The sequence below is a fragment of the Paraburkholderia sp. J11-2 genome, from assembly GCF_905220185.1.
In the GTDB taxonomy this organism is placed as follows: Bacteria; Pseudomonadota; Gammaproteobacteria; order Burkholderiales; family Burkholderiaceae; genus Paraburkholderia.
This window is the reverse complement of record NZ_CAJMYY010000008.1, coordinates 1-20,723: the sequence shown is the minus strand read 5'-3', so window position 1 is coordinate 20,723 and position 20,723 is coordinate 1. Positions and strand designations below refer to the sequence as shown.

The window sequence follows — 20,723 nt, the reverse complement described above, 5'->3', positions numbered from 1 at the left end:
TCTAAAGTGAATCCAATCAACCTGCGCGAACGCGTGGTTCGCGGGGGTTGGTGTTGATCCGCGCATGCCGGATCGGGGTGTGCCCAGACAATGTCCTGGGGCAGCCCGGGAAGGTTGAGCGCGGCCTTTTCACCCTCCACCAAAGGCGACTCCCATGCAGATCATGTTTCCGAATGAGGTGCCCGAATACTCGGGCCCAGACCTGACTTTGGCGTTTCCGGCGATGATCGATGGCGAGCGGGTGGAGTGTCTGATCACGGCGGCGGCGCTGGAAGACCACTTCGGAGCGGCCTCGCCGCGTGCCGAAGACATGCTCAGCGCGTTCGACCATCATCGCGACCGCATCGAGGCTTGCGCGCGCCGATTGCTCTCCGAAACACGTGCGCAGTGTCTTGTGCTGCGCAGCGGCTACGTGCGTTTCGTGCAGGCGCACGGTACCGCGTAGTCGACGCAAAAGCGCCCGCAAGACGCGGGCGCTCTCCCTTCAACTGGATTTTTTGCCGCGCCCTTCGGGGCGCGGCTTCGTTTGCGCGTGTGCCGCTAGATGATGCGGCGCAACGTGTTGTCGCGGAACACAACGTGATGCGCGATGGCCGCGAGCGCGTGAAGCCCGATGACCCAGTAGAACAGATTGCCGATCAGCACGTGCGCATCCTTGAGGAACTGACGCGCTGCCGGATCCGGGCCAACGAGTGTGATCTGCAGATCGAGTCCCGCGAGCGTAACCGGATGGCCGCCTGTGTTGATCATCAGAATGCCGAGGAGCGGCTGCACGAAGATGAACAGGTAGAGCGCGAGATGCACGAGGCGCGAGAGAAACGACAGCAAAGCGTTCGAGTCGATGTCCGCGGGCGCGCCGCGCCACAAACGCCACGCAAGGCGCAGCACCGCGAGCGCGAGCACGAGCGTGCCCGCCCAGAAGTGCACGTTGCTCCAGAACGCTCGGCTGTCCGTGCCCTTGGGGCCGCGCACCTCGATCGCGAGATAGGCGAGCGCGACGAGTACGAAGATGGCCCAGTGAAAGAAGATGGCGGGCTTCGTATAGCGTTCGGTTGCGGCGGGGTACGTTGCCACGTGGCGGCTCCTTTATGCGGGGAATCTGGCGATGGTTCCCTATGATAAGGAGGACGCCCCGTGCGGGGGCAGCTACGCGGCCGGGAAGTTTGATGCTGCGGGGTGGCGGCGGCGAAAAAGTGGCGAGTTGCTGGCGAACGGGCCGAACAAGCAAAAAGGGTGGCACTCAGCCACCCTTTTGTGCTTTACGCGTTGCCGAGATAGAAGTACCGGAACAGGAACACGGCGGCGATGATCCACACGATCAGCTTCACGTCGCGCACGCGGCCCGTGAGGAGCTTCAGGCCCGCATACGAGATGAAGCCGAACGCCACGCCATTGGCGATCGAGTAGGTGAACGGCATGGCGAGCGCCGTGAGGGCGGCGGGCACGACTTCGGTCGCGTCGTCCCAGGGCAGATCGGCGAGTTCGCGCAGCATCAGGCACGAGACGTACAGCAGCGCCGGCGCCGTGGCGTAGCCCGGCACGACGCCCGCGAGCGGCGCAACGAACAGGCACGCGAGGAACAGCACGGCAACCGTCAGCGCGGTCATGCCGGTGCGGCCGCCCGCCTGCACGCCCGAGGCGCTTTCGATATACGCCGTGGTCGACGAGGTGCCGAGCACCGAGCCCGCGAGAATCGCGGTGCTATCGGCGAGCAGCGCGCGGTTCAGGCGGTGCATCTTGCCGTGCACGAGGAGGCCCGCGCGGTTGGCCACGCCCATCAGCGTGCCGGTCGCATCGAACAGCTCGACGAGGAAGAACACGAGCACGACGTTGAGGATGCCCGTGGAAAGCGCGGTCTTGATGTCGAGTTGCGCGAATGTCGGCGCGATCGAAGGCGGCGGGGAGAAGATGCCGTGGAACTGGTTGCCGCCGAAGAAGAACGACAAGACCGTGACGCCCACGATGCCGATCAGGATCGCGCCGCGCACCTTCAACACGTCGAGTGTGACGATCGCAAAGAAGCCGATGATCGCGAGGATCGTATGCGGATCGTGCAGGTTGCCGAGTTCGACGAGCGTGGCCGGGCTGCCGACCACCACACCCGAAGTCTTGAGCGAGATGATCGCGAGGAAGAGGCCGATACCCGCGGTGATCGACACGCGAATCGAATGCGGAATGCCATTGACGATGGCTTCGCGCACGCGCAGCAGCGTGACGATGAAGAACAGGCACCCGGAGATGAACACCGCGCCGAGCGCGGCTTGCCAGGTGAAGCCCATGCCCTTCACGACCGTATAGGCGAAATACGCGTTCAGGCCCATGCCGGGCGCGAGCGCGATGGGGTAGTTCGCGTAGAGGCCCATGACGAGCGAAGCGAGCGCCGCGACGAGACAGGTGGCGACGAATACGCTTTCCTTCGGCATGCCGGCGTCGCCGAGGATGGCCGGGTTCACGAAGATGATGTAAGCCATCGTGAGGAAAGTGGTGAAACCGGCGAGCAGTTCGGTGCGCAGGTTGGTGCCTGCTTCTTCGAAACCGAAATAGCGTTTGATGGCGTCCATGAAGATCGGGCCCTTGAGAGTCGAGCGGGTTGTTCGCTGCTTGTTGGTGTGGTGTCTTGCGTGTAGCGGGCGCCGGCAGGTCGTCGGCATGTCCATGCACGCGCCTGCCTTGGTGCGTGGCTACGGGCGCGATTGTAAACAATTGTCTGTCGAGCGCAGAAAAGCCGTTGTGAGCGTGGAACACGTACAACAGCGCGCGTTGCGGCAGCAAGCGGGGGCGCGGGCGGCGAATGCGCCCGTGGTGGCAGGAAATCGGCGCAACGGCTCGCGGGCGCCGGGCGTTGCGTGTCCCGGTGCCGGTTCACTGCGGCCGTACTGCCATCAAGCGATTACTGCGTCATTTGACCGGCGGGAGCGCCATATCCGCCACGCGCCGCGCGTCGCTGCGCGACGATCGCGCCCGCACGTTGAGCGTTTTCCGGATAGTCGATCCAATCGAGCGGGTCGTAGCCCGCCTGCCGCCATTCAACCAGATCCGCACGGACCTGGGCGCGAGTGAGCGGTTGCGAGGGATCGTACGGTTGGGCCACCGCCGCAGCCGACGCGAAGCAGCACGCTGCGGCAACGATGCCGAGCGCTACACGCGGAAGGGAGTTCATGGCAAGGCCTTTCGTATTAGGGATATCCCTGAAATTATAGGCGCTATCTTGATAACCGAAAGGTGGATCGAGGCTATCGCTTGCTGCCGCGGGAGCGGGCCGCGCGGAAGTCGGTCGGGCGCTGTCCGGTCCATTTGCGGAACGCCCGGTGAAACGCGCTCGGCTCTGCAAACCCGACCGCCGCCGCGACGTCGGCGACCGAGCGGCCCGGCTCCTGCAGCGCCGCGATCGCAAGGTCGCGGCGCAACTCGTCCTTGATCGACTGGCAGCTGTGGCCCTCCTGGCTCAAGCGCCGGCGCAGCGTGGCGGGCGCCACGTTCAGGCGTTGCGCGATGGCATCGGCATCGGGCCAGGCGGCGACAGGCAGTGCGCGCAGCGCACGCCGCACGCGCGCCGCGAACGAGCCCGGATTGCGGTACTTCACGACGAAGTTGCCCGGCGCGTTGCGCAGAAACGCGCGCGCCGAGCTGGCGGTCTGGATCACGGGCAGCTCGAGAAAGCCGGGTGCGAATTCGAACCACGTGGCCGGCTGGTCGAACGTCATGTCGTCGCAGAGCATGAGCTGGTATTCGTGCGCGGCGTGCGGCTGCGGGCAGCGAAAGCGCGCGCAGAGAAGCGGAATGCGCCGCCCAACGAGCCAGCACACGAGTCCGTAGACAAGGATGAACCAGGTGGCATACGCGAAGAGGGTGGGCGCGGGTTTGCCCGCGCGATGCGAGAGCGTGACGCGCACGCGCGTGGCGTCGATGTCGATCTCGCCTGCCAGGTCGTCGAGCACGAGCCGCATGAAGTGCACGGCGCGCTGCAGCGCCTGGCGGCCGGTGCTGGCGCCAAGCGCCGAGTGCGTCATGGCGATGAAACTGCCGCTTTTCATCGCGTGCGAGTCCTGGCCGAAGAATTCGTCGTCGAGCGCGCGCGCGATGCCCGACCACAACTGGCCGTATTGCGCCGCGCTCACGCGGGCCTCGGGTGCGCGCAGCACAGCCGGCGCGATGCCGGCTGCCTCCGTGAGCGGCGCGATTTCGAGTCCGCCCGCGCGCGCCAGCGCGAGCGTCTCGTTCACGAGGCTCATCGAGATTGTGCCTTTTTCGCTCAGTGTATGCATTCGCGTTGGTTGCAAGGAGCCGCCTGATGATGGGTTGTTGCAGACGATATGGTAAATCCGATCAACGACTTTGAGCGTGACGGGCATCGAATACGGTCGCCTGCGTGCCTACACTTTTCGCAAGCCTTGCAGCCGGGGCCGCATCGCGCCACAGTGGAAGGCAAGCGCAAGAGACACAGGAAGGGGACACACATGGACGAGTTCTACACCGACGACCAGCGCATGATTCGCGACGCCGCGCGCGACTTCGCAAGCGAGCAGCTGGCGCCGAACGCGGCGCAATGGGACCGCGACGGCAAGCTGCCCGACGAGGTCGTCAAGCAACTGGGTGAACTGGGCTTTCTCGGCATGATCGTGCCGCAGGAGCAGGGCGGTTCGTACACCGACTACGTGGCCTACGCGCTCGCCATGGAAGAGATCGCGGCGGGCTGCGCCTCGTGCGCGACGCTCGTCAGCGTGCACAACTCGGTGGGCTGCGGGCCGATCCTGCAGTTCGGCACCGACGTGCAAAAGGACCGCTGGCTCGGCAAGCTCGCAAGCGGCGAGCTGATCGGCGCGTTCTGTCTGACCGAGCCGCAGGCGGGCTCCGAGGCGAACAACCTGCGCACGCGCGCCGAACTGCGCGACGGCAAGTGGGTGCTCAACGGCAACAAGCAGTTTGTGACCAACGGCTCGCGCGCGAATATCGCCATCGTGTTCGCCGTGACCGATCCCGACGCGGGCAAGCGCGGCATTTCCGCGTTCATCGTGCCGACCGATACGCCGGGCTTCAACGTCGGGCCGCACGAGAAGAAGATGGGCATCCGTGCTTCGGACACCTGCCCGATTTCGCTCGTGGACTGTGCGATTCCCGAAGCGAACCTGCTCGGCCAGCGCGGCGAAGGATTGAAGATCGCATTGGCGAATCTCGAAGGCGGACGCATTGGCATTGCCGCGCAGGCGCTCGGCATCGCACGCGCGGCCTTCGACGCGGCGCGCACCTATGCGCACGAACGCGTGCAGTTCGGCGAACCGATCATCAAGCATCAGAGCGTGGCGAACATGCTCGCGGACATGCATACGCGCATCAACGCCGCGCGGCATCTCGTGCATCACGCGGCACGGCTGCGTTCGCTTGGCAAGCCGTGTCTTTCGGAGGCTTCGCAGGCTAAGCTCTATGCCTCCGAAATGGCCGAGGAAGTGTGTTCGCACGCCATTCAGATCCACGGCGGCTATGGCTTTCTGAACGACTATCCGGTGGAGCGCCACTATCGCGATGCACGCATCACGCAGATTTACGAAGGCACGAGCGAAGTGCAACGGATGGTGATTGCACGGCAGCTTTAACAAGTAGTAAGGATGGCAAAGTAAAAATAAGCGCGCGTACGCGCCGATGAAATAAGGAGACGACGATGACCGGGTTCACCCCTTCCGCGCAGGCCTTCATCGACGCACGCGAATTGCTGCTGCGTCACCGCACCGACTACGTACGCGCTTACGACGAGTTCGCGTGGCCGAAGCTCGACACGTTCAACTGGGCGCTCGACTACTTCGACGTGATGGCGCGCGGCAACGACAACCCGGCGCTCTGGATCGTCGACGACCTCGCGAACGGCGGCACGCGCTATTCGTTCGCGCAGATGTCCGAGCGCTCGTCGCGCATGGCGAACTTCCTGCGTGAGCAGGGCGTGGTGCGCGGCGACCGCTTGCTGTTGATGCTGCCCAATCGCGTCGAACTCTGGGACGTGATGCTGGCGGCAATGAAGCTCGGCGCGATCGTGCTGCCCGCGACGACGCAGCTCTCGCCCGACGACGTGCGCGAGCGCGTGGAAACGGGCGGCGCGGGCTACGTCGTGGTGGACGCCGCCGAACTCGGCAAATTCGATGCGCTCGACAAAAGCGTGAAGCGTATCGCGGTTGGCGCGGCGCCCAATGCCTGCGAAGGCTGGATCGATCTCGCGCGCGCGTACGAAGCGAGCGCCGCCTTCGAACCCGACGGCCCGACGCGCGCCACCGACCCGCTCCTGCTCTATTTCACCTCGGGCACGACCTCGAAGCCCAAGCTCGTCGAGCACACGCACGAAAGCTACCCCGTAGGCCACCTTTCGACGATGTACTGGATCGGCCTCATGCCGGGCGACATCCACTGGAACATCAGTTCGCCGGGTTGGGCCAAACATGCGTGGAGCTGTTTCTTCGCGCCGTGGAATGCGCAGGCGTGCGTGTTCGTCTACAACTACGCGCGCTTCGTGCCGAAAGACACGCTCGCCGCGCTCGTGCAATGCGGCGTGACTACGCTGTGCGCGCCGCCCACGGTGTGGCGCATGCTCGTGCAGGAGCCGCTCGCAACGTATGCGGTGAAGCTGCGTGAGATCGTGGGGGCGGGCGAGCCGCTGAACCCCGAGGTCATCGAGCGCGTGCGTCACGCGTGGGGCATCACGATCCGCGACGGCTACGGCCAGACCGAAACGACCTGCCAGATCGGCAATTCGCCGGGCCAGCCCGTGGTGGCGGGCTCGATGGGGCGCCCGCTGCCGGGCTATCGCGTGGAACTCGTCGATGCCGACGACCATCCCGCGAGCGAAGGCGAGATCGCTCTGCCGCTCCTGCACCGTCCGCTCGGCCTCATGACGGGCTACGCGAACAACGCGAAAGCGAGCGAATACGCCATGCGCAACGACTACTACCATACGTCCGACGTGGCGCTGCGCCGTGACGATGGTTACTACGTCTACGTGGGCCGCGCCGACGATGTGTTCAAGTCGTCCGATTACCGCCTGAGCCCGTTCGAACTGGAGAGCGTGCTGATCGAGCATGAAGCGATCGCCGAAGCGGCAGTCGTGCCGAGTCCGGACGAACTGCGCCTTTCAGTGCCGAAGGCGTTCGTCATCGTGCGCCAGGGTTTCGAAGCGGGCCCCGAACTCGCACGAGAGGTGTTCCGCTTCTCGCGCGAAAAGCTCGCGCCGTACAAGCGCATTCGCCGCCTGCAGTTCAGCGACTTGCCCAAGACCATCTCGGGCAAGATTCGCCGCGTGGAACTGCGCCGCCGCGAAATGGAGCGCAGCGCCGAACCCGCGCGCCAGCCCGACGAGTACTGGGAAGAGGATTTCCCCGAGCTGCGCTGATATCCAAACGGAGTCCGAAATGATCGAATTCGAGTACGCGCACGAGGGCGCGGTGGCCCTGCTCACGCTTTCGCGGCCACCGGCGAATGCCTTCACGGTCGACGGCTTGCGGCAGCTGCAGCAGGTCATCGAAGCGTTCGACCGCGAACCACAGGTCCGCGCCATCGTCATCACCGGCAGCGGGCCGAAGTTTTTCAGCGCGGGCGCCGACCTCCATGCCTTCGCCAATGGCGATCGCGAGGTCGCGCGCACCGCGGCGAGCGCGTTCGGCGCGGCATTCGAGGCGCTGCAGAAGGCGCGGCCCGTGGTTATCGCGGCGATCAACGGCTATGCAATGGGCGGCGGCCTGGAGTGCGCACTCGCCTGCGATATCCGCATTGCCGAGGAGCATGCGCAACTCGCTCTGCCCGAGCCCGCCGTGGGGCTGCTGCCCTCCGGCTGCGGCACGCAGACCTTGCCCTGGCTCGTGGGCGAAGGCTGGGCCAAACGCATCATCCTTACGGGCGAGCGCGTGAACGCGCAAACGGCGCTGCGCATCGGCCTCGTCGAGGAAGTCGTCGCAACGGGCGGCGCACGCGAGGCCGCGCTCGCCATGGCCGCGCGTGTCGCGGGCTTGAGCCCGCAAGCAGTCACCTTCAGCAAGTCGCTGATCCATCAGGCGCGCAATGGCGTGCCGCGCGACGCGGCGCTCGCTGTCGAGCGCGAGCGCTTCGTCGATCTGTTCGATTCGCCTAACCAGCGTGAAGGCGTCAACGCGTTTCTGGATAAGCGCAAACCTCACTGGCATCTTGAAACGGAGAGCTAAGTAATGAGTGCAACACCCGCTTGCGATCAGGCGGCAACGGAAGCCGAAAAGAATGTGCTGTTTCGCGTGGTCAATCGCGTGGCGATCGTCACGCTCAATCGTCCGTCTGCGCTCAATGCGCTTTCGCACGCCATGGTGCGCGAACTGGCTGTGCTGCTGGAACGCGTGCGCACGGACGACGGCATCGTCGCGCTCGTGCTCGAAGGCGCGGGCCCGAAAGGTTTTTGCGCGGGCGGCGACGTGCGCGCGATTTACCAGCTGGCGCGCGAGAAAGCGCGTGAGGGCGCGAACGGCTGGCAGCAATTCTTCATTGACGAATATCGCCTCGATTACGCACTGCATACGTTTTCCAAGCCGCTCGTCGCGCTGCTCGACGGCGTGACGATGGGCGGCGGCATGGGGCTCGGCCAGGCGGCGTCGCTGCGCGTGGCGACCTCGCGCACGAAGATCGCCATGCCGGAAACACGCATCGGCTTGCTGCCCGACGTGGGCGCGACGCACTTCCTCGCGCAGATGCCGGTGGAGATGGCGCTATACGTAGGTTTGACCGGCGCGATGCTTGGCGGCGCGGACGCGGTGCATTGCGGCCTCGCGGATGCCTGCGTGCCGGGCGAATGGCTCGATGGTTATGAGGCGCGTCTTCTGGCTGCGCAATGGTCAGGCGATGTGCATGCGGCGTTGCGCGAAGTGTTCGTCGCGCCGTGTCACGAGGCGAACGAGGGCGCGCTAGCAACGTTCACGTCGCTCGTCGTGCGGCACTTCGACCGTCGCCTGCGTGTCGAGCAGATCGTCGCCTCGCTGCGCGCCGACCTCGAACACGACCACTCGCAAGCGGAACACGCGTGGCTCGAAACCACGCTCGAAGCGCTCACGCACTATTCGCCCACCATGCTCGAAGTCACGCGCGAAGCGCTGCTGCGCGGCCGCCAGATGACGCTCGCCGAGTGCTTCCGCATGGAGCTTGGCATCGTAGGCCGGGCGATCGAGGAAGGCGACTTCTGCGAAGGCGTGCGCGCGCATCTCGTCGACAAGGACCGCAAGCCGCGCTGGGTGCCGGCCACGCTCGTGGAAGTGCGCGCCGAACGCGTGCAGCACTTCCTTGCGTCGCTGTGGCGCGCCGAGGCACATCCGTTGGCCGACCTCGGCAAATAGCGGGTTAGTCGGAGGACTCGCGCGCCGACGGCTCGCGCAGCGCGGCGAGCCGCAGTTCGCGCTCGGCGCCGAGCGTTGGGGCGCCGTGCGAAGGACGCTGCGCGCGCGCCAGCAGCCGCAGCGTGGCGACAGAACCTGCCACGGCGAGCAGCAGTGGAATCGCCAGATCGTGATTCACGTGCGTGAACTCGAGGATCAGCACGGTCGCGGTAATCGGCATCTGCATCGAGGATGCGAGAAACGCGCCCGCCCCGACGATCGCAAAGGCGCCCGGCGAAAGACCGGGCCACACGTGATTCACCAGCCCCGCGATCACGATGGCGAGCAGCGCGCCGTTCGCGAGTCCCGGCGTGAGCAGGCCGCCCTTGGCGCCCGCGCGCAACGTGGTCGTCGTGATGAACACGCGCAGCACGAGCAGCGTGGCGGCCAGACCAATGCCGAGGTTGTCGTCGAAGCTCAAGCCTGCCGGGCCCTTGCCGTTGCCGAGCAACTGCGGAAACCAGATGGCCAGCAGGCCGATGCCCGCAAAATTCACCAGCGTGTAGAGCGGCAGCCGCCAGTCCTTCGGCGACGCGTCGCGCGCGCGGTTCGTCACGCGCGAGAAACCGTGCGCGGCTGCGCCGAACAGCGGCCCGCAAAGCACCGACCACACCACGAGCTGCGCATTGATGCCGTAGGGCGGCACGTGGTATTGCTGCTCGTCGCCAAGACCGATCCATGCGATCACGGCCGCAATGGAAGAGGTGGTGATGGCCGGCACCACCACCGACCAGCCGAACGTGCCGAGCAGCACTTCTAGCACGAAAATCGCGCCGCCAAGCGGCACGTTGTACACCGCCGCGAGCCCCGCGCCCGCGCCGCACGCGATCATCACCCGGCGCTCCGCAGCGGTGAGGCCCGTACGCTTCGCGAGCCAGCTTGCGAACGCGGCGCCGATCTCGCGCGGCGCGACTTCGCGCCCGAGCGGCGAACCCATCGCGACGGTCACGATCTGCAGCAGCGCATGAACGGTGGTCGCGAAAATCGGCATGCGCTTGCCGCCCGGCTTGATCGCCGCGCTGATGCTGACGAGCGGACGTGCGTAGCGATAGAGCGCCCACCATCCGCCACCGCCGATCAATCCGCAGGCCACGAGCACGGCCACGCGCCGCCAGGGCGCGGTATCCGTCACGCCCTGCAGAAAGCTCTCCGCTCCGACGATATGGCCCGCGCCGTAACCGTAGGCCACGTGCTGGATCGCGTGCAGCAGCAGCGCGAGCAGCATGCCGCCCAGGCCCGCGCCGATGCCGGTAAGCACGGTCACGATCGCAAGCGTGGCAAGCGGGCTGCGCGGCGGCGGACGATCGGCGTTGGCGCGAGGGCGCGGCGAGGGAAGGGGATCGAGGGATGACACGGCGGAAAGGCGAGCGGGAAAGTCGCGGGGCGACGGGCTGGCGCCCATTGTAGCGAGCGGGTAAGGGCGGCGCGTCCAGCACGTTCAGCGCGCCCGGCGCGCCCCGGCAAAAACGAAAACGCCCGCCGCGAGTCGCGCGGCGGGCGTCGGGTCAGGCGAGGCGCTTACAGGTAGCTGCAAACGTAGTCGAGCGTCTCGATCACGTCGATGTCGAAGCGGCTCTTGCCCGGCACCGAGAACGACTCGCCGGCGCTGTAGGTCTTCCACTCGTCGGTGCCTTCCAGGCGGATGCGGCACTGGCCGGCCTGCACTTCCATCAGTTCGGCGGCGTCGGTGCCGAAGTTCAGCGTGCCCGGCAGGATCACGCCGAGCGTCTTGCGCGAGCCGTCGGCGAACAGCACGGTGTGCGAAACGCACTTGCCGTCGAAGTAGACGTTGGCGCGTTTGATTACGGAAACCTGGTCGAATTGTGCTGCTGCCGTCATGGCGGTCTTCCTCTGTCTTCGTGAATGGAACCGGGCGCCGGGACGACGCGTCGTCCGCGGTGAGGCCGCCATCATACCGGCAGTCGGGGGCGGCGGGGGGCTCGCTCCTGCGCCTTGCGTGGACCTTGGCGCTTGCCGCGGCCTACGAATTTCTCTTTGAATATTTACAAACATATAACAAGTTATTACAATCGAAATAACGAATGAGAATCATGCGCATTCGTAACAACGACATTTCGCCGACCAACTCGCTCACTCATGTCCGTCCATTTCCCGACGCGGATGCGCGCCATCGCTTCCGTCGCTGCGCTCTATTGCTCCGGTTTCTTCGCATCGCCTCTCGTTTACGCGCAAACCGCACCTGCCGCCGACAGTTCAGCCGCCGCGAGCGCAGCGCCAGCTGCGCCGGCATCGTCAACCGCCGCTACGGAAAGCACGCTGCCCGCCGTGAAGGTCGTTTCCGCGCCTTCCGACATGCAGACCAAAGCGCTCGATTCGTACAAGTTCACGGCGCCGCTCATCGACACGCCGCGCTCGGTCACGGTGATTCCCGAGGAAGTGCTCAAGGAAAAGAACGTCACGACGTTCCAGGACGCGTTGCGCACGGTGCCCGGCATCACGTTCCTCGGCGGCGACGCGGCGGCGAATCCTTCCGCCGATCGCCCCGTGATTCGCGGCTTCGAATCGCGCAACTCGATCTTTGTGGACGGCATGCGCGACTCGGGCGTGCAGAACCGCGAAACCTTCGATGTGCAGAACATCAGCGTCATCAAGGGCCCGGATTCCGTGTATGCCGGGCGCGGCTCGGTAGGCGGCAGCATCGACATCACGACGAAAACACCGCAGGCCGATAACTTCATCAACGGCAGCGTGGGTCTTGGCACCGATAGCTACCGCCGCGCCACCATCGACTGGAACCAGACGCTCAACGACACCACCGCGTTCCGCCTGAACGCCATGGGCCACGACGCCGACCAGGCGGGCCGCACCGACGTGTACAGCAAGCGCTGGGGCGTGGCGCCCTCGATCGCGTTCGGCCTGAACTCGCCGACCACGGTCACGGTGAGCTACTACCACCTGAACACCTACGACATGCCCGACTTCAGCGTGCCGTTCCGCTCGACGGGCGGCACGCCGGTGTCGTCCAACCGCGGCCAGTTCTACGGCCTGAACACGCGCGACTACCGCTACGGGCAGACCGACACGGGCGAAGTGAAGGTGGAGCACCGCATCAACGACGCGTGGAAGATCAAGAACACGACGATGTTCGGCCGCTCGACGCTCGACTACGTGGCGACCAATCCGCAGCTGACGAACGCGACCTCGAACATCCTGAGCCTGCAGGCCAAGAGCGGCAAGTACGCGACCAACAGCGTCGCGAACCAGACGGAAGCGACCGGCAAGTTCGACCTCTACGGCATGCGCCACACGTTCACGGCGGGCGTGGAGTTCAGCCACGAGCAGGACCTTTACGAGGGCTATCTCGTGACCGACTCGGCGGGCAACAACATCCGCTCGGGCGGTCCGTGCTCGGTTGCGTACAACTGCGCGTCGATCAACAACTGGAATCCGAACAATCCGTGGACGGGCAGCATCGTCCTGAACGGCGACAAGAGCTTCCCGGGCCCTGCCACGCATACGCAGACGAATATCGCTTCGGCGTACATGTTCGACAGCGTGCAGCTTTCCGAGCGCTGGATCTTCAACGCGGGCTTGCGCTTCGACCGCTACGACGTGACCGCGCAGCAGGCGGGCGTGGCCGATCTGTCGAATACGTCGAATCTCTTCAGCTACCAGTTCGGCCTCGTGTTCAAGCCGATCCCGACTTTGAGCCTTTATACGTCGTACGGCACCTCGGCGAATCCGCCGGGCTCGAATTCGGGCCTGGGCGGCGGCACGGACCAGATCACGGCGACCAACAAGGACCTCGCGCCCGAGCGCTCGCGCAATATCGAAGTGGGCGCGAAGTGGGATGTGCTCGATCAGCGCCTCTCGCTCACTACGGCGTTGTTCCAGACCGAAAAGACCAACGCGCGCGTGAGCGACGGCCTGGGCGGCACGATCAACGCAGGCTCGCAGCGCGTGCGCGGTTTCGAGTTCGGGTTCGCGGGCAACGTGACGAACAAGTGGTCCGTGTTCGGCGGCTATTCGTACCTGGACGCGATCACGACCGACGCCGGCCCGGCGAGCCCGGCACTCTCCGGCCTGCCGATTGTGATGGTGCCCAAGCACAACTTCACGCTGTGGACGAGCTATGACGTGCTGCCGAAGCTCACGGTGGGTGCGGGCGCAACGGTTTCGAGCCTGACGTATGCATCGGTTTCGGCGACTTCGCGCAAATGGACGCCGGGCTATGCGCGCTTCGATGCTTCGGCTACGTGGCGCGTGTCGAAGAAGATCGATCTGCAGCTCAACGTGAACAACATCTTCGACAAGGAGTACTACCAGAGCGCGTACCCGATTTATGCAACCTGGGCGCCGGGCCGCTCAGCGGTCGTGACCGTGAACTTCTATCAGTGATCGTTCATTGAGCACTAGCGGCAAGGCATGAAAAAAGGGGCGCTCGTCACGGAGCGCCCCTTTTTCGTGGCTTAAGGGAATCAGCGTGGCCTTATTCCGGCTTCACCGCCACCGAAGCCTCGGAAGTCAGCATCAAGAACGTAAAGCTCTCTTGCAGATAAAGCTTCACGCTCTTGTCGTCATGCGACGAATACCCGATCGACACATCCTGCCCGAGGTGGAACGCGAAGTCGCCGCCACGCGTGCTCAGGATCGCGCCGCCTTCGATGGCCGGCGCCCAGATGATCTCGCCGTTCACGAGACGGCGAATGTGCTCGAGAACCGGATAGCCTTGGTCGCTCGCTTCGCTCACCGCCGTATAAGCATCGGAGCCGAGCAGCACCGCATACGGGCCGTCCACGCCTTGCAGACGCAACTGTTCGAGCGCCTTGGCGATGACCGTGGGGTAGTCGGCGATATCGGCCGGCAACGGCAGGATCGGGTTCGACGAGCCTTCGCGAATGCCCGTGATCTGCGCGGCCGTGTAGCCGTCGAAGATCGCGCGGTCTTCCGCGAACGCGAGGCGCGTGGCCGCTTCCTTGGCCGGTTGCCAGTCGGAGTCTTCTGCGCCGCGCTCCACGTCGTCAATGGCGTCGCGCGAGAGTTCGAACGGCACGCGCAATTCCACAATCGCCTTCACTTCGCGCTGGCGCGCGCGGATGCCTTCCAGCGGCGCTTCAATGCCGTTCTGGTGGCCGGTGCCGATTGCCGCGAGCGCCGGGCCGCCGGGGCCCTCGACGTCCACGACGCGGCGGCCCGCGAGCGAGCGCTTGAAGGTGCGCGCGACTTCTTCTTCGATTTGCGACCACGCGGCCGTGGAAATGGGCGCCAGCTCGCGATGGAGGTTATTCATACCGGGGTGCTCCTTTGAGGGATCCGATGGCGAGCGAGCCGTCCGCGCTCGGCGCGGCGGCAGGCCCGGATTCTGTTTTTGTTTCTGATGTGTTGGCGGCGCTCACCTCGATGGTGGGCGCGGCGCCCGGGTCGACTTCGGCGAGCGCTTCGAGCAACGGTTGCGAAGGCACGAAGAACAGGCTGCCCGTGACAGCGCGGCTGAAGTCGAGCAGCCGGTCGTAGTTGCCGGGCGGCAGGCCGACGAACATGTTTTCGAGCATCTGTTCGATCGGCTCGGGCGAGCGCGCATAGCCGATGAAGTAGGTGCCGAATTCGGCCGAACCGGGCCGGCCGAACGGCATGTTGTCGCGCAGGATCTTGATCTCGTTGCCCGCGTTGTCTTCGAGCGTGGTGAGCGAGCTGTGCGACCAGCTCGGCTTCACGGCTTCGTCCAGTTCGATGTCCTGGAGTTTGGTGCGCCCGATGATGTGCTCCTGGGCCTCCACGGAAAGCGCGTTCCAGCCTTTCATGTCGTGCAGGTACTTCTGCACGAGCACGTAGCTGCCGCCGCAGAATTCGGGGTCGTCGCTTTCGCCGATTACGGTGAAATGCACGGCTTCGTTGCCCGTGGGATTTTCGGTGCCGTCGACGAAGCCGATCATCGCGCGCATGTCGAAGTTGCGAAAGCCGTGCACTTCGTCCACGGTCGTGACCGCGCCTTCCAGGCGCGTCATGAGCTGGGTGGCGAGCTCGAAGCACAGGTCGGTTTCGTCGGCGCGAATATGCAACAGAATGTCACCTGGCGTGGCGATCGCCCGGCGCTCGCCGGTGCCGAATTCGCGGAACGGATGCAGGTTGGCCGGGCGCGGTTCGCCGAACAGCTTGTCCCATGCGTCGGACGAAAAGCCCACCACACACGAGAGATTGCCCGCGGGCACGCGTTTGCCCACCGCGCGCACGAGGTTGGCGACGTCGGCGCACCAGGCGCGCACGGTGGCGCGGCTTGCTGCGTCTTCGTTGACGGTGGCCACGATGAAGAAGGCGTTGCGCGTAACAGCGCTGGAGACGGACTGCGGTTCCTGCGTGAGAGAGGCCGGCGTCATGATGTGGGGTATCGCTTGGGAATCGGGTTTGAGTTCTGCTGCGCCCGCATAGTTTAGCCAAACTCGCGGAAAAAGGCCGTTTGCAGGCGAGAGGGGTGCCGTGCGACGATAATTGGCATGTTAGGCATGGGACAGGAGACACGCCATGTGGGACCACACCGAGCATGAAGGCTTCGAGATCTGGGTGCTGCCGATTCCGGCGTTCGGGCCGCGCTCGCCCGAGCCGCTGTTCCACTACAGCGGCTACATTTGCCGCCACGGCGCGGATGCCCATGTCGAAGGGCGCAGCGTGCGCTTTCACGACATGATGCGCAATTACACCGGGTCCGACGCCGCGCTCGACGCCGCCTACGCGGACGCCCGCAAGCGCATCGACCGCTTCCATGCCACGGGAAGCTGGGGCGAGAGCACCGCCTGAGCTTTCGATTTGCCTTTCAGCGGCCGCCCTGCACGATCAGCTTCACGGGCCGCCCCTCGCAACCCGCTTCGCCCGGCAGCGCGAGCGTGCGCCAGCCGGCCGGCTGGCCGGGGGCGCTGAGGTCCGAGGCGTCGTCGAGGTAGCTCGTGACGACGTTGAACGGCCAGGAACCGCGGCGCAGTCGCTCGTGCACGAGCGAGCCGACCCAGATTGGCGTGAGTTCCCCTGCGTCTGCGTTGCCATTGCCATTGTTGCTTCCAGCATGCCGCGGCGCGAGCGCATAGCCTGACGGCCAAAAGCGCAGCACGTCCCGGTGGCTGCCCGGCGCGAGCTTTTCGTCTCCGGCGTCATTCCCGTCGGTCAGGCGCGCGCGGGCGAACACGAGCGGCGAGGGCAGGCCGTTGTTCAGCTTCGGCAGCAGCGGCAGCGACATCACGTCCACGTTCGGCGCAACGAGCGAAAGCACGCTTCTCAGCGAGATCTGCGGGCCTTCGGCCCAGCCTGCGTCGCGCAGCGCCGTGCGCAGGTCGTCCGCGCTTGCGGCCCACTGGATCGTCATCGGCTCGCGGCGCGCGCCTTTCATGTCGAAGCGATAGCACGCAAACGTCCTCCACAGCGAGTCGCTCCACTGCAATTGCGTGATGACGACGGGCGGCGCCGCCGTGGCGGTCGTAGGCGGCGCGGGTGGGCGCACTGACGGCACCGTCTGCAGGAGAACGGCGCCGACCAGCACGATGAGCACGATGGGCGGCACATACGGACGTTGCGGCGGCCGCTTGGGGTAGCGCCAAAGCGAGGTGAGCACGACGATCGCCACCCAGATCGCGGCGAAGGCTGCGCCGCCGATGGCGTCCGAGAACAGGAAACGGTCGAAGTAGAGCCCCGCGAACGCCACGGACACGACAATCGCGTTGCCGAGCGCGGCGACGAGCGCGGCCTCGAGCATGCTCGCGCGGCGCACGAGCAGGAACATCACGAAGCCGTAGACGATCACCATCGACGCCACGCGGTCGCTCGGGAATACGTAGGCTTCGATGGCCTGGCCGCCGCCCGTCGCCGTATGGTGGATCACGAAGCGCAGCATGAGGATGAGCAGCTGCGAAACGGCCGCCGCAATCATCCAGTAAGCGATGGTGCGCCAGCGCCGCTCCAGCACCATCCACACGGCCATCGTCGCGATGAGCGCCGCCAGCGTCCAGGTGCTGCCGAGTGTCTCGACGCGCGCGAGCGTCGCATCGGCCCATGTGGTGTGGATCGACTGAAGGAACTGGCGCACGGACTGGTCGAGCTGCACGAGCGGCTCGCCGCGCAGCACGTTGCCGAGCACATAGGAAAACACGGCCGCGCATACCGGCACGAGGCCCGTGATCACGATCACGGGGCCGAGCGCGGGCTGCGCCGGATCGAGCAGGCGGGCGAGACGCTTCGAGGCGCGCCCGGGATGCTGCGCCGCCCACTGCGCCGCGCTGCGCCGCGACGCGCCGGCCCAGTTGTCGATGTGCAGGAGCAGCATGCGCACGAAGCGCCAGATGAGCCAGATCGCGAGCGCAACGATGCCGATCACGACCACGAGCCGGAACGACACCGCGCCCGCGAGCTGGAGCGAGGCGCCGAACACCACGCCCGGCACGATATGCGCGGGCGCCCAGATGAGCGCGGAGATCACGTTCATCATGAAGAAGCGCATGGGCTTCATGCCGGCCATGCCCGCGACGATCGGCACCACGGCGCGCAGCGGCGCGATGAAGCGCGCGAGGATCACGCTGCGTGTGCCGTGGCTCACGAAGTAGGCCTGCGCGCGTTCGAGAATGCCGGGGTGGCGGCTGAACGGCCACATCTGGCCAAGCGAGCCGCGGTAGCGGTGGCCGATCCAGAAGCTCACGCCGTCGCCGGCCACGGCGCCCACTATGGCGCAAACGAAGAGCCAGCCCAGATTGATCGTGCCCGTGGCTGCGAACGCGCCCGCAATGAACATCGCCGTGCTGCCGGGAACGAACGTGCCGATGAACGCGAGCGATTCGAGAAAAGCGGCGACCACGACAAAAGCAAGCGTCCACGTAGCGTGCGCGGCGAGCAGGTGCAGCAGATGATCGTAGGCGTGCTCCATCGGCGGTGCGGCTGGGTACGGGCGTGGCGGCGGTTGATCGGGCGGCGCGCGGTGCGCCCGGTTGCGCGCCGCGTCCCATGCGCACTATAACCGGCGCCGCAATTGCGCGTGCGCCGTGGTGTTGGCGCGCCGCGCACGCCGCTATGAAGGCCAAAAGAAAGCGCCCCGCAGCGTGCGTGATGCATACGCTGAGGGGCGCGGGACTCGCGCATGACGTTGTCCGTTTCGTTGCGCGATCAGGCGATTTAGCGCCTCAGTGCCTCAGTGCTTCACGGCCTCCATCGGCAGGAGTCCGGTCTGGCCGTAGAATTCCTGCGCGGCGAACGCCTCGCGTTCCTTGCGGGCGCGCGCACCGGCGTCGAGGCGCGAGACTGCCCAGATACCGAAGAACGCGAGCGGCACGGAAACGATCGCGGGATTGTCGAGGAACACGGGTGCGTGGGCGTGATGGAGCACGTCGACCCACACCGACTTCGAGAAGACCGTGAGCAGTACCGACGAGACAAGGCCGAGCGTACCGCCTGCAACCGCGCCGCGCGTGGTCATGCCGCTCCAGAAGATCGACATGACGAGCATCGGGAAGTTGGCGCTGGCCGCCACGGCCGCGACGAGACCCACGAGGAATGCCACGTTCGCGTGCTCGAAGAGGATGCCGAGGCCGATTGCAATTGCGCTGAGTACGAGTGTCGCGACGCGCGAGATGCGCATCTCGCGATGCTCGTTCTTGCGTCCGCGCGCGAGCCAGCTTGCGTAGAGATCGTGCGAGACCGTGGTTGCGCCCGAGAGCGTGAGGCCTGCCACCACGGCGAGGATCGTCGCGAACGTGACCGCCGCGATGAAGCCGTAGAACAGGTTGCCGCCCACCGCCTGGGCGAGCTTCACGGCCACCATGTTCGAACCGCCGAGCAGGTCGGTCGTGAGATTGAAGTGGCCCGCCGCGTCGACGCGGAAGAACTCGGGATGCTGGGCGAGCAGCGCGATCGCCGAGAAGCCGATCACGAACGTGAGCAGGTAGAAGTAGCCGATGAAGCCCGTGGCATAGAACACCGACTTGCGCGCCTCTTTCGCGTTGGGCACCGTGAAAAAGCGCATCAGGATATGCGGAAAGCCTGCCGTGCCGAACATCAGCGCGATACCGAGCGAGAGCGCGTTCAGCGGATCGCGAATCAGCTTGCCCGGCGCCATGATGCTCAGGGCGCCCGGGTGCACGTTGACGGCCTGGCGGAACATCTCGTTCGCACTGAAGCCGAAGTGCGCAAGCGCGAGCACCGCCATGAACGTCGCGCCGCACAGCAGCAGCGCCGCCTTGATGAGCTGCACCCACGTCGTGGCTTTCATGCCGCCGAAGAACACGTAGATCACCATCAGCACGCCCACGACGATTTCGGCGATCCAGTAGTCGAGCCCGAACAGCAGTTCGATGAGCTTGCCCGCGCCCACCATCTGCACGACCAGATAGAAGATCACGACCATCAACGAATTGGCCGAGGTGATCAGGCGGATCGGGCCTTGCTTGAAGCGATAGGCGACCACGTCGGCGAACGTGAACTTGCCGAGATTGCGCAGCGGCTCGGCGATCAGAAACATCACGAACGGCCAGCCGACGAGAAAGCCGATCGAGTAAATGAGTCCGTCGAATCCGAAGATGAACACCATGCCCGAGAGGCCGAGGAACGAAGCCGCGGACATGTAGTCGCCGGCAATCGCCAGGCCGTTCTGCAAGCCGCTGATACCGCCGCCGCCCGTGTAGAAGTCGTGCGCGGTGCGCGTGCGGCGCGCGGCCCACTGCGTGATGCCGAGCGTCACGAGAACGAAAAGCACAAACATGCCGATGGCTACCGGGTTGTGCTGGGGCGCGGGCATGGGCGCTGCCGCGGCAGCGGGCACGTTTGCGCGGGCGAAGCTGCTGGCGGCCGCGAGTGCGAGTGCGGGGAGAAGGCGGGCTGGCTTCATGCAGGCACCTCGTCATGGAGCTTCGCGATGAGCGCGCGCATGGCCGGATCGAAGCGGCGGTTGGCGCGCAGCACATAGAGGCCGGTGAGCGCAACAGCGCACAGGATGATGCCTACGCCAACGGCAATGCCGACGCTGGTGGTGGCGCTCGCATAGAGCGGATGCGCGAGCTGATGCGGCGCGAGCGCGACGACCAGGATGAAGCCGTAATAGATGGCGATCATGAGCGCGGTCAGCGTGAAGCTGAAGCGCCGGCGCACGGCAATCAGCTGCCGGTATTCGGGATGCGCCTTGATCGTTTCGATCGAGGGTGTCGTCATGGTGTCTCCGGTTCCACGTCATGCAACCAGTGCCGTCTCGTTGCGGCAAGCGCGCATGCCCCGTGCTGCCTTCGGCGGGTGCATGACGCCGTTTGCGGCGGGTCTGGTTGTCGTTTCTATCGAATGACCACGGCGCTTGTGGGCGCCGCGGCGGGTGCGCGTTTGACGGCTTGTCGTTGCCGCTTCTTGCGCTAGCTGCGTCGTCAGGCGAGCGTGCTCGCCAGC

At 65.6% G+C, this 20,723-nt stretch carries 18 protein-coding genes; 7 read left to right on the top strand and 11 right to left on the bottom strand.

Annotated elements, in window-relative coordinates:
• The first annotated feature begins 154 nt into the window (after positions 1-154).
• Positions 155-445 carry a DUF1488 domain-containing protein gene (locus tag U5A57_RS12875; protein ID WP_321911371.1) on the top strand — a complete coding sequence of 97 codons (291 nt, stop codon included), beginning with the start codon at positions 155-157 and terminating at the stop codon, positions 443-445.
• Positions 446-540: 95 nt separating this feature from the next.
• Here the strand turns inward: U5A57_RS12875 and U5A57_RS12870 are convergent, their stop codons facing one another.
• The 4 genes from U5A57_RS12870 to U5A57_RS12855 form a co-directional block, all read right to left on the bottom strand.
• A complete protein-coding gene (locus U5A57_RS12870) occupies positions 541-1,074 on the bottom strand; it encodes a cytochrome b (protein ID WP_321911369.1) in 534 nt (177 codons plus the stop codon).
• Between the two features lie 185 nt (positions 1,075-1,259).
• Positions 1,260-2,561 carry an NCS2 family permease gene (locus U5A57_RS12865; RefSeq protein ID WP_321911368.1) on the bottom strand — a complete coding sequence of 434 codons (1,302 nt, stop codon included), beginning with the start codon at positions 2,559-2,561 and terminating at the stop codon, positions 1,260-1,262.
• Positions 2,562-2,890: 329 nt separating this feature from the next.
• Positions 2,891-3,160, bottom strand: a complete 270-nt coding sequence (locus U5A57_RS12860; RefSeq protein ID WP_321911366.1) for a DUF4148 domain-containing protein — start codon at positions 3,158-3,160, stop codon at positions 2,891-2,893.
• 73 nt (positions 3,161-3,233) lie between these two features.
• Positions 3,234-4,265 (bottom strand): AraC family transcriptional regulator, encoded by a 1,032-nt coding sequence (locus U5A57_RS12855; RefSeq protein ID WP_321911364.1) that lies wholly within the window; start codon positions 4,263-4,265, stop codon positions 3,234-3,236.
• A gap of 192 nt (positions 4,266-4,457) precedes the next feature.
• Here U5A57_RS12855 and U5A57_RS12850 point away from each other — a divergent pair, with 192 nt between their 5' ends.
• From U5A57_RS12850 to U5A57_RS12835, 4 genes are all read left to right on the top strand, one after another.
• A complete protein-coding gene (locus U5A57_RS12850) occupies positions 4,458-5,591 on the top strand; it encodes an acyl-CoA dehydrogenase (protein WP_321911362.1) in 1,134 nt (377 codons plus the stop codon).
• Between the two features lie 65 nt (positions 5,592-5,656).
• A complete protein-coding gene (locus tag U5A57_RS12845) occupies positions 5,657-7,369 on the top strand; it encodes an AMP-binding protein (RefSeq protein ID WP_321911360.1) in 1,713 nt (570 codons plus the stop codon).
• Between the two features lie 19 nt (positions 7,370-7,388).
• A complete protein-coding gene (locus U5A57_RS12840) occupies positions 7,389-8,174 on the top strand; it encodes an enoyl-CoA hydratase (RefSeq protein ID WP_321911358.1) in 786 nt (261 codons plus the stop codon).
• A gap of 3 nt (positions 8,175-8,177) precedes the next feature.
• The gene (locus tag U5A57_RS12835) at positions 8,178-9,326 is read left to right on the top strand and encodes an enoyl-CoA hydratase/isomerase family protein (protein ID WP_321911356.1); all 1,149 of its coding nucleotides are present in this window, start codon (positions 8,178-8,180) and stop codon (positions 9,324-9,326) included.
• A gap of 4 nt (positions 9,327-9,330) precedes the next feature.
• Here U5A57_RS12835 and U5A57_RS12830 read toward each other — a convergent pair whose 3' ends face one another.
• Both U5A57_RS12830 and U5A57_RS12825 read right to left on the bottom strand, forming a co-directional pair.
• Positions 9,331-10,719 carry a chloride channel protein gene (locus tag U5A57_RS12830; protein ID WP_321911354.1) on the bottom strand — a complete coding sequence of 463 codons (1,389 nt, stop codon included), beginning with the start codon at positions 10,717-10,719 and terminating at the stop codon, positions 9,331-9,333.
• A gap of 164 nt (positions 10,720-10,883) precedes the next feature.
• Entirely contained in the window at positions 10,884-11,204 is a 321-nt protein-coding gene (locus U5A57_RS12825) for a pyrimidine/purine nucleoside phosphorylase (protein WP_254337311.1), read from the bottom strand.
• A 258-nt stretch (positions 11,205-11,462) separates the two neighbouring features.
• On the opposite strand from U5A57_RS12825, the gene U5A57_RS12820 reads away from it, so the two are divergent.
• Complete coding sequence (locus U5A57_RS12820) at positions 11,463-13,724, top strand: TonB-dependent siderophore receptor (protein ID WP_321911350.1); 2,262 nt, start codon at positions 11,463-11,465, stop codon at positions 13,722-13,724.
• A gap of 91 nt (positions 13,725-13,815) precedes the next feature.
• Here the strand turns inward: U5A57_RS12820 and U5A57_RS12815 are convergent, their stop codons facing one another.
• Together U5A57_RS12815 and U5A57_RS12810 are read right to left on the bottom strand one after the other, a co-directional pair.
• Positions 13,816-14,616: a family 1 encapsulin nanocompartment shell protein gene (locus U5A57_RS12815; protein WP_321911348.1), complete on the bottom strand. Its 801-nt coding sequence runs from the start codon at positions 14,614-14,616 to the stop codon at positions 13,816-13,818.
• The gene (locus tag U5A57_RS12810; protein WP_321911346.1) at positions 14,609-15,700 is read right to left on the bottom strand and encodes a Dyp-type peroxidase; all 1,092 of its coding nucleotides are present in this window, start codon (positions 15,698-15,700) and stop codon (positions 14,609-14,611) included. The genes U5A57_RS12815 and U5A57_RS12810 overlap by 8 nt, the downstream gene beginning before the upstream one ends.
• Before the next feature lie 145 nt (positions 15,701-15,845).
• Here U5A57_RS12810 and U5A57_RS12805 point away from each other — a divergent pair, with 145 nt between their 5' ends.
• Entirely contained in the window at positions 15,846-16,118 is a 273-nt protein-coding gene (locus tag U5A57_RS12805; protein ID WP_321911344.1) for a hypothetical protein, read from the top strand.
• Positions 16,119-16,134: 16 nt separating this feature from the next.
• Here the strand turns inward: U5A57_RS12805 and U5A57_RS12800 are convergent, their stop codons facing one another.
• The 3 genes from U5A57_RS12800 to U5A57_RS12790 all read right to left on the bottom strand — a co-directional run bounded on the left by U5A57_RS12800 (position 16,135) and on the right by U5A57_RS12790 (position 20,498).
• Complete coding sequence (locus U5A57_RS12800; protein ID WP_321911343.1) at positions 16,135-18,225, bottom strand: VTT domain-containing protein; 2,091 nt, start codon at positions 18,223-18,225, stop codon at positions 16,135-16,137.
• Between the two features lie 261 nt (positions 18,226-18,486).
• Complete coding sequence (locus tag U5A57_RS12795; RefSeq protein ID WP_321911341.1) at positions 18,487-20,178, bottom strand: cation acetate symporter; 1,692 nt, start codon at positions 20,176-20,178, stop codon at positions 18,487-18,489.
• Positions 20,175-20,498 carry a DUF485 domain-containing protein gene (locus tag U5A57_RS12790; protein WP_321911339.1) on the bottom strand — a complete coding sequence of 108 codons (324 nt, stop codon included), beginning with the start codon at positions 20,496-20,498 and terminating at the stop codon, positions 20,175-20,177. Before U5A57_RS12790 ends, U5A57_RS12795 begins: the two co-directional genes overlap by 4 nt.
• Between the last annotated feature and the right edge of the window lie 225 nt (positions 20,499-20,723).

Excerpts from the sequence above, each read along its gene's own strand:
- U5A57_RS12875 (WP_321911371.1), top strand. The coding sequence starts at position 155 with ATGCAGATCATGTTTCCGAATGAGGTGCCCGAATACTCGGGCCCAGAC.
- U5A57_RS12865 (WP_321911368.1), bottom strand. The coding sequence starts at position 2,561 with ATGGACGCCATCAAACGCTATTTCGGTTTCGAAGAAGCAGGCACCAAC.
- U5A57_RS12860 (WP_321911366.1), bottom strand. The coding sequence starts at position 3,160 with ATGAACTCCCTTCCGCGTGTAGCGCTCGGCATCGTTGCCGCAGCGTGC.
- U5A57_RS12855 (WP_321911364.1), bottom strand. The coding sequence starts at position 4,265 with ATGCATACACTGAGCGAAAAAGGCACAATCTCGATGAGCCTCGTGAAC.
- U5A57_RS12850 (WP_321911362.1), top strand. The coding sequence starts at position 4,458 with ATGGACGAGTTCTACACCGACGACCAGCGCATGATTCGCGACGCCGCG.
- U5A57_RS12845 (WP_321911360.1), top strand. The coding sequence starts at position 5,657 with ATGACCGGGTTCACCCCTTCCGCGCAGGCCTTCATCGACGCACGCGAA.
- U5A57_RS12840 (WP_321911358.1), top strand. The coding sequence starts at position 7,389 with ATGATCGAATTCGAGTACGCGCACGAGGGCGCGGTGGCCCTGCTCACG.
- U5A57_RS12835 (WP_321911356.1), top strand. The coding sequence starts at position 8,178 with ATGAGTGCAACACCCGCTTGCGATCAGGCGGCAACGGAAGCCGAAAAG.
- U5A57_RS12825 (WP_254337311.1), bottom strand. The coding sequence starts at position 11,204 with ATGACGGCAGCAGCACAATTCGACCAGGTTTCCGTAATCAAACGCGCC.
- U5A57_RS12820 (WP_321911350.1), top strand. The coding sequence starts at position 11,463 with ATGTCCGTCCATTTCCCGACGCGGATGCGCGCCATCGCTTCCGTCGCT.
- U5A57_RS12815 (WP_321911348.1), bottom strand. The coding sequence starts at position 14,616 with ATGAATAACCTCCATCGCGAGCTGGCGCCCATTTCCACGGCCGCGTGG.
- U5A57_RS12810 (WP_321911346.1), bottom strand. The coding sequence starts at position 15,700 with ATGACGCCGGCCTCTCTCACGCAGGAACCGCAGTCCGTCTCCAGCGCT.
- U5A57_RS12805 (WP_321911344.1), top strand. The coding sequence starts at position 15,846 with ATGTGGGACCACACCGAGCATGAAGGCTTCGAGATCTGGGTGCTGCCG.
- U5A57_RS12800 (WP_321911343.1), bottom strand. The coding sequence starts at position 18,225 with ATGGAGCACGCCTACGATCATCTGCTGCACCTGCTCGCCGCGCACGCT.
- U5A57_RS12795 (WP_321911341.1), bottom strand. The coding sequence starts at position 20,178 with ATGAAGCCAGCCCGCCTTCTCCCCGCACTCGCACTCGCGGCCGCCAGC.
- U5A57_RS12790 (WP_321911339.1), bottom strand. The coding sequence starts at position 20,498 with ATGACGACACCCTCGATCGAAACGATCAAGGCGCATCCCGAATACCGG.